General features: G+C 54.5%; 14 protein-coding genes. All 14 read right to left on the bottom strand.

Translation table 11 applies throughout. The features are described 5' to 3' along the window. Positions 1 to 12: 12 nt before the first annotated feature. Entirely contained in the window at positions 13 to 744 is a 732-nt protein-coding gene (gene traT, locus AC4OVS_RS00260; RefSeq protein ID WP_048210006.1) for a conjugal transfer complement resistance protein TraT, read from the bottom strand. A gap of 153 nt (positions 745 to 897) precedes the next feature. Continuing rightward, positions 898 to 1455 (bottom strand): hypothetical protein, encoded by a 558-nt coding sequence (locus AC4OVS_RS00255; RefSeq protein WP_047959894.1) that lies wholly within the window; start codon positions 1453 to 1455, stop codon positions 898 to 900. 2 nt (positions 1456 to 1457) lie between these two features. Continuing rightward, the gene (gene traG / locus AC4OVS_RS00250) at positions 1458 to 4874 is read right to left on the bottom strand and encodes a conjugal transfer mating-pair stabilization protein TraG (RefSeq protein WP_491922081.1); all 3417 of its coding nucleotides are present in this window, start codon (positions 4872 to 4874) and stop codon (positions 1458 to 1460) included. Then, complete coding sequence (traH, locus tag AC4OVS_RS00245) at positions 4874 to 6238, bottom strand: conjugal transfer pilus assembly protein TraH (RefSeq protein ID WP_069733721.1); 1365 nt, start codon at positions 6236 to 6238, stop codon at positions 4874 to 4876. The genes traG and traH overlap by 1 nt, the downstream gene beginning before the upstream one ends. Then, a complete protein-coding gene (locus AC4OVS_RS00240; protein WP_063617322.1) occupies positions 6235 to 6498 on the bottom strand; it encodes a hypothetical protein in 264 nt (87 codons plus the stop codon). Before AC4OVS_RS00240 ends, traH begins: the two co-directional genes overlap by 4 nt. A gap of 17 nt (positions 6499 to 6515) precedes the next feature. Beyond that, the gene (gene trbB, locus AC4OVS_RS00235; protein WP_047959890.1) at positions 6516 to 7127 is read right to left on the bottom strand and encodes an F-type conjugal transfer protein TrbB; all 612 of its coding nucleotides are present in this window, start codon (positions 7125 to 7127) and stop codon (positions 6516 to 6518) included. Then, positions 7117 to 7335 carry a hypothetical protein gene (locus AC4OVS_RS00230; protein WP_047959889.1) on the bottom strand — a complete coding sequence of 73 codons (219 nt, stop codon included), beginning with the start codon at positions 7333 to 7335 and terminating at the stop codon, positions 7117 to 7119. Before AC4OVS_RS00230 ends, trbB begins: the two co-directional genes overlap by 11 nt. Then, positions 7332 to 7823 carry a hypothetical protein gene (locus AC4OVS_RS00225; RefSeq protein WP_491922080.1) on the bottom strand — a complete coding sequence of 164 codons (492 nt, stop codon included), beginning with the start codon at positions 7821 to 7823 and terminating at the stop codon, positions 7332 to 7334. Before AC4OVS_RS00225 ends, AC4OVS_RS00230 begins: the two co-directional genes overlap by 4 nt. A 9-nt stretch (positions 7824 to 7832) precedes the next feature. After that, positions 7833 to 8615, bottom strand: coding sequence for a type-F conjugative transfer system pilin assembly protein TraF (gene traF, locus AC4OVS_RS00220; RefSeq protein WP_491922079.1), 783 nt, complete (start codon positions 8613 to 8615; stop codon positions 7833 to 7835). Next, on the bottom strand, positions 8612 to 10471 hold the full coding sequence (gene traN / locus AC4OVS_RS00215; RefSeq protein ID WP_491922078.1) for a type-F conjugative transfer system mating-pair stabilization protein TraN: 1860 nt from the start codon (positions 10469 to 10471) through the stop codon (positions 8612 to 8614). The genes traF and traN overlap by 4 nt, the downstream gene beginning before the upstream one ends. Further along, positions 10468 to 11091: a type-F conjugative transfer system pilin assembly protein TrbC gene (trbC, locus tag AC4OVS_RS00210; RefSeq protein ID WP_069733718.1), complete on the bottom strand. Its 624-nt coding sequence runs from the start codon at positions 11089 to 11091 to the stop codon at positions 10468 to 10470. The genes traN and trbC overlap by 4 nt, the downstream gene beginning before the upstream one ends. A gap of 10 nt (positions 11092 to 11101) precedes the next feature. Then, complete coding sequence (gene traU / locus AC4OVS_RS00205; protein ID WP_015572105.1) at positions 11102 to 12100, bottom strand: conjugal transfer pilus assembly protein TraU; 999 nt, start codon at positions 12098 to 12100, stop codon at positions 11102 to 11104. Continuing rightward, entirely contained in the window at positions 12097 to 12420 is a 324-nt protein-coding gene (locus AC4OVS_RS00200; RefSeq protein ID WP_045341727.1) for a hypothetical protein, read from the bottom strand. The genes traU and AC4OVS_RS00200 overlap by 4 nt, the downstream gene beginning before the upstream one ends. A gap of 55 nt (positions 12421 to 12475) precedes the next feature. Next, positions 12476 to 12697: a hypothetical protein gene (locus tag AC4OVS_RS00195; protein WP_015572104.1), complete on the bottom strand. Its 222-nt coding sequence runs from the start codon at positions 12695 to 12697 to the stop codon at positions 12476 to 12478. Between the last annotated feature and the right edge of the window lie 79 nt (positions 12698 to 12776).

Raw genomic sequence — 12776 nt, 5'->3', positions numbered from 1 at the left:
AGCCGCAGGGTATTACATGATGCCGGCGATGGATTTGGCCAGCTGAGCTTCCAGGACAGGTTTCGCCTCTTCGAACTTGAGGTTTACCTTGTTGGCATTGGATACCACACGGGTCTGGTATTTAGCGCGGTTGCCCTGTTCTGAGCTGGTCTGTAGCTTGACGCCTGAGGTCCCCTGCTTCAGTGCAGCGATATTGTCAGTCGTGACGGTCGCTTTGCTGCGCTCGGAGATTTGCAGATCGGTCACCATCGTGTAGTTGACGTCTTCAACCATTGCATCTGCAGCCATACCAATCAGGCCACTGGCCAGCCCTACACCCAGCGTTGCGCCAGCTGAAGACGAGTTATACGCCGTAATACCCGCGCCCAGTGCCGCTCCCATTGCCGCACCTTCGTACCCGGTCTTGAGGAAGCCCTGCGCATCACGCAGATCCATTTTTTCGGCTTTCAGTACGTTCGCCTGAATCCAGTAGTAGGCGGCGTCCGGAGAACTGGTGACGCGGTAGCCTTTGGCGGCCAGTTCATTTGTAATTTGTGCCTGCAGACCAGACATGTCCTTGTCAGATGTATTGCGGATCTGAAGATAAACCGTTTTCTCTGATGATGGCTCCAGCCAGATGGTTTCACTCATCTGAGTTTTGACATCGAGATTACGCTTCTTCACCGCAGTGGACATGGCACCACAACCTGACAGTGCAAGAGTAGAAGCGATCAGACCTACAACGGCTAATTGTTTTAATTTCATGAATTCTTCCTGTGCATAGAAAAACGTCCCCGTTAGCGAGATATAGCTAACAGAGACGTTATCGGCTGATTTGAAAAGAAATTTAGGTTTAGATATGAAAAACCCGCATACTTGTAGCAACAATGCGGGTCTTTATGATGGCTAAAAAGCTAGCTACTTAAGGTTTTTCTTCAGCTTATTGATTAATGCACCAACGCCAAATTTACTTACCTGAAGGTTGACAGTGAACGATGTGACAAAAATTGCGATGACCATTACAACTGGTGTGGCAAATAAATACATCGCATTGTAGAAGGACATGAAGCACGTAATGAATAATACGCTTACATACAACCCTATTCCTTTAAATATAGCTCTCTTCATATGAGCTATTAGAGGCGTGTTTTCCCTTAAATTTTGAGGGATAGAGTGGAAGAGACTCACGTATGGCAACAATATAATACCTTGAAAGGCTCCTACGACCATAGCCATATAAACAGGTATGGCTTCACCAGAGAGGATATAGCCAATTAATAGACCAATACTAAAATCGCGATGATTCGAGATCGCACATACGGCTCCGAAGGTAATTGTCGAAAGAATAATACCTATTAGAGGTAGAGTTAACGAAACCCTCAGAGCTTTAGCTATTGATGGTACAGGTCGGTTTGTATCCGACACTCCATCTAAGATTGCTTTAAAATCACGATTTACATCGTTGAAAGTTAGCATGTTCACCCCGCTCTTTTTCTCAAATCTTCAAGATTTTTCTTGTGCATCTCAATTTCATCGTTGTGTAGGATAGGTAATGTTTTTTGCCTTAAATCTTCTGCCTGTTTGCCTTCGCTAAATTGAGCTTTGAAATTGTCATGTTGTCCCTTAAGAATATCACTGGATGCCTGAACAGTGGATTCTTTTTTCTCTATTTCCTCAGAAGATTCGTTGATTTTATGCTCGTTTTCAGATCTTTGTTCCGCTACACGTCGCTGGATATCATTTTGCGGACCAAAACCCTGACCTGACTGTTCATGCAGTTTTGCCTGGTTTTCTTTGAAAGACGCCTGCATAGCATTACCCTGAACCCGCTGCTCCTCAACATTCATGGTTGCAGGGCTATGGCTCATTTCGTTCCTGTGGCCTGTTGCTCCCCCTTGTTCCCGTAAGGTCCCGGATTGGCGTAATTCCTGCTGCATCCCAGCGCTGGAGTCAGAGCGTTGCCTTTCAGCCGAATGTCTTCCGGTATCATGATCACTGGATTTAATGGAGAGGCTATCCTGTTCGCTTCTGTGAGTACCTGACTGGATTTGAGAGCTTTGTTCCTGTCTGCCGTAGCCAGAATGTACTTCGTTATGGCTGATTTCCCGTTGACCGGCTAAGTTCTCACTGTCCGTTTGATTTTGCGCTAACAATGATGACTCATGGCTACCCGAAGCAGAACCCCCTGTTCTCACAGACACGCTTCCCCCCCCAGATGAAACCTGTCCACCGTAAGTGCCCGCATATTCCGTCACCTGAGACGCTCCGTCTGTATGGTGGTTCCCCGTGCCGTTCGAATTATAAGAGCCACTCTCGACAGGGCTGTAACGTACACCTCCATCATTACCTGCCGGGCCTGATCCTTGCTGAATGCTGTTGGCTGGCTGAACCACGTGCTCACCACTGAAGGCTGCATGTTCATTGCCGTTGGCCAGATCTGAACGACCCTGCTGATAATCCCCCATAATTTCAGGCTTGAGACGTTCATTCACGAACTCCATTGCCGCCTCGCGCGCTGAAGGGGCGCTTGTCAGCATGGATTGTGCCTTGTCACCGTATTTATTGGCAGCCCAGTCCACAAACTCCTGCGTATAGTTCGTGTCAAGGCTGGCACTCTGGTTCTGGGCCAGTGTGGCCATACGGCTGAACTCGTTACTCTGCGTTGAACTGGTGGTGTACTGATGGTACTGGCTTTCAGCATCATTGAGTGTTGCGGCAAACTGCTGAACATTGCTGCTTGCTGCATTCTCCGTATGGTTCGCACCATCGGTAACGCGGCTACTTTTAACCATATCCATACCCTGACGGAAGTCATTAACCGCCTGGCTGTTCTGGTCATGTCGCATATCCTGGTTGTTGGAGTGTGTTTCCTGGGTTCCATGAGAACTTCCACTTGAACCTTTAACTTCTGCGCCAGCATGCGCTTCAAAACTCACCCCGGTAGCCCATTTACCTACTTTACCAAATGCCTGATCGCCGGTGTTAAATTTACCACTTGCTCCAGCATTAACACTGCCTTCAACAGATTTTGACATCAGTTGGTTATAGGCTTCCTGTGTGGAGATGTTGTTCGCTTTCGCATAGCTTTCAGCGGCCGACATCATCATGCTCGCGCCGCGCGTTGCGTTAGTGGCCTGGCTGTTTTCACTGCCGCTGGTCAGGCTGTCGCTGGTACCGGTCTGGTGAGACAGCTGTGAGAGCTGCGACCAGCCACTGGTGACGCTGTGGTTGTAGCCATCGAGCGCCGTCTGCGCCTGGACCTGCGACTGGCGGGCTGACTCCTGGAAACCACTGCTGGCCAGCTGGCTGAGCTTCATGTTCACCGGCAGATTCGACATTGCCCCCGAGCCGTCGATAACCGTATGGCCACCGGCCGTCTGCGTCTGCGTGGAGCCGTTATCTGCCTGCCACGTCTGCTGACCCTGACGCTGCATCAGGTTGGTATCCATCTTGTTCTGGCTGACATTGTCCATCGACATATTGTTAAACGACCAGTTTCCGTCTGCTGTGGTCGCTGCCACACCTGCTGACGTGAAGGCGCCCGAGCTGAGTACACTCCCCGCCACCTGAGAGCCCATCGCCGCAGCACCTTTGGTCAGATAAAACGACAGCACCGGAATGGAAAGGGACAGATAACCTGCCAGATTCGCCACGTCCGAATGCTGCAGTGCCACCACATCCTTGTTGGCCAGAACCAGGGGCGTGCCCCCGGACTGACTCTGCAGCCAGTAGTTGGCGGCATAGTTAAGAATGGCGAACATAACCGGCCACATCTGGAAGTAGATAAACCCGGAAACGTATATTTTCAGTGTGTTCAGACCAAACAAAGTGTGATTTGATGCGGCCAGCGCAATCATCAGCGGGAACAGGCATACCAGGATAAGCATCAGCAGAGACTGTGCAAACGGCAGCGTTCGGGTCGCCAGCTCGTTGCCTGCGGCCCAGGCGAGACGCTGTTTGGTGGCAGCGTTCTCGGTGGCCAGATTAAGCAGGTTAGCCGTGTCGGAAGAGCGAGCGGCAAAACCCTTGATCCCCTGCCGTACTGCACTGTTCGTGATGTTATTCTTCATGATCTGCGCAGCAGTCATACCACCGGCATAGAAGTACCCGTAACTTTCTCCCATAGCATTGGCCAGAAGCGCCGCGCCATTCAGTTTGTTGCCGAATACCTTTCTCGTCAGCCAGGTGAACGTCGCACTGCCCGGGTTGACGTCGGTATTGGTCAGCTTCTGGATCTCCGTTGCGGCCTGCTGACAGGTCAGGAACTGGCGTGAGGTGGAGGTCATCTTAAAGATGCCCCGCAGCGGGCTTGGGTTACTGGTTATCAGCGTCAGCGGGTCAGTAGAATTGAGCAACTGATTGATGGTGTATTTACCATTCAGAAGAATGTCGCCGATCACACAGTTTTCCACGTAATCAGGCAGCATCTGAGCCAGCTCCGGGTTTTGCGTGGTGAAGTCACTGGTTTCCGCCACAATCTGCGAGCCAAACAGCATCCCGGTTTTGCTGTAGGTCACCGAGTCGGGTCTGGCCATCAGCATGTCGTAAACTGACGCCATCTTGTACCCGATACTGGTCGTCAGCGACGCGATAGCCGCCAGGCCAACCGGTACGTTATCGGTTACCCAGACCGCACCGGGATCGGACAGGTCAATGACCTGCACTGATCGTTTCGGTACCAGAAGGATGGAGGTCAGGATCATGAAGACCGCCAGCCACTGGACGAAGACCATCGGGTTACGTTGTTTGATGAAAGTGAGCAATACGGCCAGCACCCCGAAGGTACCGGCAATACGCATTAAGGTGTGGAAGGTATTCTGACCGACAAGGGTGACAACGGCGTCCAGCGCCGTTTTCCACATTCCCCCGCCATAAATGGTGTATATCTCAAGCATCAGCGATCACCCCAGTGATAGTTGCTTTGGAAGGAGCCTGAAACAATGGTGGACACCTGCTGCTGCAGGTACTGCATGTTGCGGTCGATACCGTCCAGCGCGTTCTGATCAGCAGCTGACTGCAGCTTCATGTCAGCGAGAAGTCCCTGCGCATGAATGATGTTGTCACGTAGTTTGGCGGCAGCCTCTTCAGGGAAGTTCTTGCCAGCCAGCGACAGGCTTGCCTGTTTTACCAGCTCCTGGAGGTACTGGATCATCAGGTCCTGGGCAATGAAGTCAGAAACCTGCAGCAGGTAGGTGGCGCTCATCCCCATACTCTGAGCGTTAGTCAGGTACTTCAGCACCGGCACAGAGGTGGTGTTCACAAAGCCTTTTTCCTGATCGGTCAGCGCAGTATCGTCAACCAGCTTGTTCTGCATTGAGAGCATCAGGTTTTTGACCAGTGTGACCAGAGCGTTGGACTCGGAAATAGTCAGATTGGTGACAACAGGTCCCAGACACAGTGTGGATTCGTCACATCCGTAGACCTTCGCCGTACCCCCGCGCATCAGGACTTTAATCAGGTCGCGATTATCAACCAGCGGCGTCAGAATTGTCACATCGCCATTCTTGTTGAAAATAATGGAGCCGACGGTACTCATGACCAGCTCCTTCAGCGCGCGGTCGTTGCCGAGAAGACCATTCTTACTGAGAGTATCCCAGATAAGGTTTTTGTTTTTCAGCACCTGATCTTTCTCAGCGTCGCCTGCCTTAGCCGTGACTTTGTCGCCCTGTCCTCCGACAGTGCAGCCCTGCCGGGAAGCCGCCCAGTCGGAGAACATGTTGGTTTCGCCGGCAATGTCCTGGCAGATTTTCTGCTGGGAAACCTGCGTCACTGGCCACAGCCCGCCGATAATGCCCTGAGCGGCCTGGCACGAACTCATGTTCATGGAGTTAACATCACTGGCCAGCTTCTGAAGGAAGTCTTTAGCCTGCTTCAGCTCCGGTACCATCGTCTGCAGTGCCAGGTCGAATGCATAGCCGGCGGCGTTACTCATGATTTGTTTCACGAATCGCTGAATTTCCTCGCCGCTGATCATACTGAACGCCCCGAGATAGGCGTCGATACCGCCGCAACCGGCGTTCAGGGATGGCAGTTGCATCGAGACCAACTGGACATTTTTGACGGGGTTCCGGAGGTAGACAGAGCCGCCGGAGAAGTACCCGGCCGCCTGCCCCTGCCAGGCCTGCGCCTGAGTGACGTTGCCGCTGTAGCCAAGATTATTGAAGAAGCCGTTCAGGTCGCCGTTGACGTCCGCCTGAGCCGTCAACGCAGTCAGTCCTCCAACGAACACGGCACCGGCTGTTATCAAAGCCTTAATCATGCAATCTCCTCCCGGGGTTTCCTGGCCAGGGTCTGCCGGCAGACGTACAGCCCGGTGACGGTGAATAAAAAACCGATGCTCAGCGAGATAAGCAGGAGCACCGGAAAGTCCTGCAGGCAGGTTGTCAGTTCAGGGCGATCCATGACGCTGACCACCCGGTGGGCCAGCACCCCATAGAAAGCTGCGGACACAAGCAGCGTCACGCTGAATAACAGCCACACGCGCTCGGTACGCGATAACGCATACGTGTTTGTCGTCATTTTGTAGTCCGTTTGTATTACTGAGGGGTAACCTGCGCGCTTGCCGGCATGGGCGGCAGCGTTTTCGGGTCGACGTTGTCCATGTCAGCCTGAATCAGACTGGCCATACGGCTCTCAAGAGCGGGGATGTCCATCACACCCTGGGTCAGCGGGTAGGCTTTCAGGGTGTTGACGTTGACCATAAAGGCCGTCGGTGTCGCAATCGGCAGCCCGTTTCCGAAGAAGGTCACAATCTCGTCTGCAATGGGCGATTTAAGATCGCTCTTGCGCGGGATCATCGGCGTCGGAAAGGAGATATCGCCGCCGCCGTCCAGGGTGTACGGATAGACCTTAATTGCATGCTCATCGGCCCAGCCCTTCAGCAGCGGGTCAAACTTCGCGCTGTACTGGCAGTGTGCCTGCATAAAGAGCACCACGGCATAATCTTTCATGTTAGCCCGACGTCCGTCCGGCAGCGCCATCAGGCTGGCCGGCGCAGGTACCGGAATGGTGGAGGCGGTGATGGCTGTAGCGTCTGCAGATGAGTTCGTTTTTGACGCTTCAAGCGCCATTAACTCCTCACGCGCACCGGCGTTCGCCAGCAGGGGCAGGGATAACAGGAGCGCTGTGAGTCCGGTTTTAATGTTCATGATCGGCTTCCTTATGCGTCTGTCCCCTTTCGTAACGGAACCAGCGATAACCGGCATAAATCACCATGCCAGCCGCACCGGCCCACATACCATTACACAGCCACAGCAGCCCCTGCTGCGTATGCTCCACGGACCAGGTCATCAGCTCGCTCAGTACGCGCGCCATCGTGCCCCAGAAAATCAGTCCTGCGAGAAGAGTTGGTTTCATTCCTGTGTCTCCTTGTTCTGCTGTACCAGAACCGAATGTGTGTCTGGTGAAATTCGACGCTGAGCGGCCCGGGACAGGCCATATAAAACAAACCACAATCCAAAGCCCAACATAGCGGCCATCATCCAGACGTAGTGCAACGTTGCATCGACCGAACGCACCCATGAATCGCTGTCAACGGGTCCGCGCTGACATAACACTTCAGGCGGAGCTTTCGCTAAGGCAGAAGGCACAGGCTTTAATGACTCTCCGGGTTCAGGTGGCGAGAAGCGTCCTGCCATCTCATGTTCATTAACGCACCCCATCACTTTGCCGGCAGGCGCACCCTCAGTCAGTTGATGAAAAGTCGTCAGGAATTGCCGGGAAAGTGAGCCGTCTGATGCTGCAAGCATCACAAACACATACAGCATCAGTGCCGGACCGAGGACAAAGGAATACAGGGCAGCCCGCCCTGCATCGCGGATGAGGGTAAACAGTGTTTTTGTCATAAAAGGCTCTCAGGAATTGGGTTTAAAGCCGGTAGCCACGTTCAGGAATCGTTTTGACAGGTCATCCTGGGTCATGAAGCCATAGGACAGGGCGCGGTAATTCTTGCTGCGCGGGTCAACCAGGAAGAGCGCCGGAAAGTGCGTAATGTTCATTGACCGGGACTGCCCCGTATCCGGGCGGCTCTGCGGCAGGGAAGCAGCCACCTGACCATCAACCGATACCGGAATAAGCGAAATACCGTTGGTTTTCGCAAAGTCCGCCACTACACCCGCCATCTGCACATCAATCGGGTCACTGCCCCGGTAGAAGTAGAACAGACCATACTGCTGCGCCAGCTGCTCCACGGCGCTCTGCCGCGTCTGCTGGTCGCGGGTCTGCATAAACGGCGCCATGCTGTTGTAGTGCGGATACTCCAGGTTGTAGTCGAGATCAGGATGGCTCAGTTGCGCCGCCGCAAAGGACTGGCTGAACATCGATGCCCGGTCTGTCCAGAACTTCTGCCAGCGCAGGAACGTCGCCGTATTTTCCCGTGAGGGGAACAGGATGGCGCGGTTAAGCGCCTCCTGTGTGTACCCTTTAAGTACCCGGGCCTGCTCCATTGGGGACATCTTACTGAGATCCGGAATGGCCTGCGGTGCTGGCTGCTGCGGTTTCCGGGGCTGCTCAGGGGGCTTTTTCGGTTCGTTGTACCAGGACCAGCCGGTGAACGGCTCTGCCGGCGTCACAATCTCCTCGGCCATCACCGCATGGCTCGCCAGCGCCATGAGCAGGCCACAGAGGACACGCTTCATTTACCACCTCCCTGCTGGTTCACCTGCGCGGCAATGCGTTCCTTAATCTGCTGGACCTGCGCGCTGGTATCGGGGATTTTCTGGTTCTTCATCAAATCCTCGTAGAAGTCAGAGAAGTTGATTTTGTCGAAGTCGATACTTTGCAGCTCCGGGACCGTGATCCCCCGGCAGTCCGGACTGTCGCCGCTGCCAAACTTAACGCCCAGCTGGTCGCGACGCCCCTGCTCCTGAATGATGCGGGCAAGCTTGCCGTCAAAGACGCAGTAGACCTGACTTTTCTGGATGCAGGCACCCAGCACCTTGCGATCGCACCGCTCGCCGACGCTGACAGTGATTTTCTTAGCCTTCGCCTTCCCTATAGCCTTCTCTTCATCATCACATGCGGCCAGTCCGGCGCTCTGTCCCCAGCCTGAGTCTTTGCAGCAGTTTGAGAAACCTGCAAAGGCCTTACGGCACCGCATGGCTTTACCCGTGAAGGCTTTTACCTCAATGGAGCTGCTTGCGTCTTTTGCGTCTTCCGCTGCCGAGGCAAGACCTGCCAGTTTTGCCACCGCCGTATCGAACCCGCTGCTCCCGGCACCATTCGTGTCATCACACTCGCCTGACTTACAGATGTAGTCGCCGCCGCAGACCAGGCCACCCGACTGATGCGTGGTCTGACACTGGTAGGTGTAGCTCATATGGGTACACTGCCCGTCGGTCGATTCGGTGCAGGTCGTACCTGCCGCTGTACAGGACGGGTTCGCCATCAGCGTTCCGCAGGTTCCCGTGGAGTCTGACGGTACGACATAGTTATCGGTGTACTCCCAGCAGTCGCTATAAACTTCATAGCTCTGGCCATTGTTAACAATGGTTTTATTTCCGCCCGGAGAGGTGCAGGTTGACGTAGTTTTCTGCGCCTTAGACATATCCAGGCCGCAGGATGAAGACCAGTTCACTTCGGGGGTAAAGGTTGTCTCAACCGCATTCATAACGAGCACAAGTGTGAAACCTGACGCGCCGGACTGAAAGTCAGCTATCTGCTCCCGGATATGCTTCTCACAGCGATCTTTGTTCCCGCTGGTACACCCGGTACTGGTATACGAGCCGGCAGGTAAGGAGCCACCCTGCGACAACGGTGTCCCCGGAGCGCCTGGCATTTCCCAGTCAAACGCCTTACCAACCATTTTCTGACTGACGCCCCACCAGGAAATGTTCCCGGCATTGACATCGCGATCCGCCCAGTAAAAATGCGCGCTGATCACCGGTCCTGATGCCGGCGCTTTAAAACTAAAACTGAAGGAAGTACCGTTGTTCGTGAAAACAACATCGCCATTGGCCGCCGTCAGTGTGAACGTTTTCTGCACTGTCGTGGTGGATGTATGTCCGCCAGGTGTTGCAGTTCGTGAGCAGGCTTCCACTGAGGCCACATCCTTGTCGCAGGTGTAATTTTCAAAGGTGGTTTTCGATACTGTCACCTCCTTACACTGGTTCGCGGTTCCGTTAAGCACACCGTCTGCGCCGGCTTCGGCATTTTTACCGATAGTGATGAAAGGGGCCTGTGGGTCGATGGCGGGAGTCGGGTTCGTTTTTCCGGAGTTGATAACCGACTGTGCTGCGTCATTACCCTGCAGCGCGGCCTGCCCTTTGTTGGCCAGCCCGCCGTCTCCGCCATCCACACCGCCGTAATACCCTTTCTCCGGTGGGTTAGCGGTATAGCCTGGTATTGCTCCTGTGACGGTATCCGGTTTTTTCAGGGCTCCCGTCCCGGCGGAAGCATTGCCTTTGCCAAAGCTCGCTCCCGCTTCAAAGGCAGGATCAGCTGCGCCAGCCAGGAGCGGAAAAAGCATCAGCACCGTTGAAAGTATTTTTTTCATTTCGCGGCCTCCAGAAGATGGCGTGCCGTTGCCGCACAATCACCACTTTCTGCCACTTTTTCGAGAGCCTGCTGCAGGGGCAGACTTCCCCGAATTACGTCATGGTGGCCAGGACAGGTCACCACCAGGGCGGGTACCGTGGTGATGTTGTACTGAGTAAACAACGTTGGATCGATTTGCACGCCGGCGTCCTTGTCCTCCTTACTCAGCTCAAACATGGCCGCCGCGGTCTGTCGCATGTCGTTATTGACCAGGCCGCGCAGCGTTGGCGGAATGTTGAAACGGCGGGCATCCTTCAGCATGGGTAGCAGACCTTCACGCGGAATACCGAGGCTCACAAAGTAAATAGCCGGGAACGTGTCTTTTTCCCCCATCGTGTTGTTCTGGGCTGCGATATCGCCCTGCAGGCGGTTTATCAGATCCTGTTGCCGCTGCGGCAATACGGGCGCGGCCGCCGGATGGCCCTGCAGGTCTTCCTTCATCGCTGCCAGCGCGTCCTGCTGACCTTTGATCCAGTTATGGTCGGAGACGGAAATATCGGTCTGAGCGCTCGCCAGGGCCAGCGGCGCGAAAGCAACCATGACGCTGATCGTCAGCGCCCGGAGATAAGCGTTTTTCATTGTCATGTCCTTAAAGGAATACGCAGTTACGTTTGCGCCAGAAGAGATAGCCGAAGTTCTTTTTGGAGGATGGAGAGTTATGCGTTGTGCCCCAGAGCTGCGTGCTGGCCCCGAAAGGATGACAGTTACCCGGTTCGGGGTACATGTTCACCATCTGGTATCGCCATCGCTCTTTCGGGATGATCGGGGATGGATACTGGTTACATACTGCGACGTCCGCGCCCACAGAGTTCCAGACCAGCCCCTCACGATGCATCTTGAATGCCATTCGCTCTCCAACCAGAAGAGAGGCCTCGAGCGGAGAAAACTCACCGCTGGTATAGCCGGTTAGCGGGTAGATAGACCCCTGACTTCCCGCGCACCAGAACAGCGGAGACAGAGGAAGACCCGCTGATGAAGCAGCTGCGTCAGCAGCGCAGGCCCCCTGAGCTATCAGGTTGCCGAATAGCGCTGCCTCGGGGTTTATCAGCATCGAGAGCGTACTGTCATTCCAGAGAGGATCGACTTCGGAGAGATAGGCGATATCCATGTCGCCGGTTTGCAGACACCCCAGACTGGTGATGATGTTCAGCCAGAAAATCAGCGGGTATTTGTACCAGTGGACATGGTAGAAGGTACCGGCAGCGGGACGGTCACTCTGCCCTGCGGTTCCCGTTCCCGTTCGCCCGAGATCGATTTTAAAGCCCCCCATGTTGACCATGACGCCCGGCTCACGGGTTACATCCACCATCGCCATTGGCTCCCAGAACCCGATGGCCAGACCGATGCGGTAAAACACACCATATGGGCAAATCTGGATCGGCGAAGCCGGGTTGTTGGTATCCTTTTGGGGGCCAGCGGCCAGCTGAATATTGCCGAGCGTCATCGGAAACAGGCACTTCCAGCAGACATCGCTTATCGGGTTAACCCAGCGGCCGTCACCGGCGTTACTGGCTGCGGCCGTTGCCTGGGATGGCATACAGGAAATAAGAACCAGTAACACACCGGCCAGCCATGAAAAGTGCTTCATTTCACCTCCCGCAGCCATACACAGACCGGGCCGTCCTCAGTGTCATGAATGGAGCCAATGAACCAGCCCTCGCCCTCTGGCGCGGAAGGGAGCCAGTCACTGATGTTTTGTTTCCCCTTTTCCCAGTCGGCGATCACCTGGGGAGGCGCGTCGTTTTCCATCCAGCGGGTGGCACAGGTCAGATTGTGCTGGCGCATCCAGTCGCCAAATTCAGTCTGTGTGACCTCATCACTGGCCGGTGCAAAATAATGAGGGTGCGTCCAGAAGCCATTGCGGTCACGGGTAACCGTCACCGGCCTGACAGATTCAGGGTGAGTCATGGGGTATCTCCGGGAGTGCCGCAGCCACCGGACGGCGGGAGGGCTTAAGAAATGGTCAGTGGTTTTTGGCTTTATCAGCCGCTTTCATAATGATGGCCAGGCGTTGTTCCTGGCTCATTTCGTACAGGGCAAGAATGGCTCCGCGCAGCACGTGAGAGGGTTTGTACAACGGGTTATCGTTGAGGATTTCATCCAGCTGTCGGGCCGAACCCTCATCGTGACGTACTGACGAGATGGTGACATTCCGGCCCTTTTCAGTATCAGGGTCTTTTTTCATGGCGTTACCTGGTCGGGGGTTAATCGGAAACCGGGATGGCATTCAGGCTGAGGCGGAGCGCAACGCAGTGAGCACCGAA

The sequence above is a fragment of the Enterobacter sp. 4974935 genome, assembly GCF_058661735.1.
The sequence above is the reverse complement of the archived record's forward strand: the minus strand, read 5'-3'. Positions and strand labels throughout refer to the sequence as shown.

What these genes read in the sequence shown, in the direction of transcription:
- traT (WP_048210006.1), bottom strand. Translation starts at nt 744, where the DNA reads ATGAAATTAAAACAATTAGCCGTTGTAGGTCTGATCGCTTCTACTCTT.
- AC4OVS_RS00255 (WP_047959894.1), bottom strand. Translation starts at nt 1,455, where the DNA reads ATGCTAACTTTCAACGATGTAAATCGTGATTTTAAAGCAATCTTAGAT.
- traG (WP_491922081.1), bottom strand. Translation starts at nt 4,874, where the DNA reads ATGCTTGAGATATACACCATTTATGGCGGGGGAATGTGGAAAACGGCG.
- traH (WP_069733721.1), bottom strand. Translation starts at nt 6,238, where the DNA reads ATGATTAAGGCTTTGATAACAGCCGGTGCCGTGTTCGTTGGAGGACTG.
- AC4OVS_RS00240 (WP_063617322.1), bottom strand. Translation starts at nt 6,498, where the DNA reads ATGACGACAAACACGTATGCGTTATCGCGTACCGAGCGCGTGTGGCTG.
- trbB (WP_047959890.1), bottom strand. Translation starts at nt 7,127, where the DNA reads ATGAACATTAAAACCGGACTCACAGCGCTCCTGTTATCCCTGCCCCTG.
- AC4OVS_RS00230 (WP_047959889.1), bottom strand. Translation starts at nt 7,335, where the DNA reads ATGAAACCAACTCTTCTCGCAGGACTGATTTTCTGGGGCACGATGGCG.
- AC4OVS_RS00225 (WP_491922080.1), bottom strand. Translation starts at nt 7,823, where the DNA reads ATGACAAAAACACTGTTTACCCTCATCCGCGATGCAGGGCGGGCTGCC.
- traF (WP_491922079.1), bottom strand. Translation starts at nt 8,615, where the DNA reads ATGAAGCGTGTCCTCTGTGGCCTGCTCATGGCGCTGGCGAGCCATGCG.
- traN (WP_491922078.1), bottom strand. Translation starts at nt 10,471, where the DNA reads ATGAAAAAAATACTTTCAACGGTGCTGATGCTTTTTCCGCTCCTGGCT.
- trbC (WP_069733718.1), bottom strand. Translation starts at nt 11,091, where the DNA reads ATGAAAAACGCTTATCTCCGGGCGCTGACGATCAGCGTCATGGTTGCT.
- traU (WP_015572105.1), bottom strand. Translation starts at nt 12,100, where the DNA reads ATGAAGCACTTTTCATGGCTGGCCGGTGTGTTACTGGTTCTTATTTCC.
- AC4OVS_RS00200 (WP_045341727.1), bottom strand. Translation starts at nt 12,420, where the DNA reads ATGACTCACCCTGAATCTGTCAGGCCGGTGACGGTTACCCGTGACCGC.
- AC4OVS_RS00195 (WP_015572104.1), bottom strand. Translation starts at nt 12,697, where the DNA reads ATGAAAAAAGACCCTGATACTGAAAAGGGCCGGAATGTCACCATCTCG.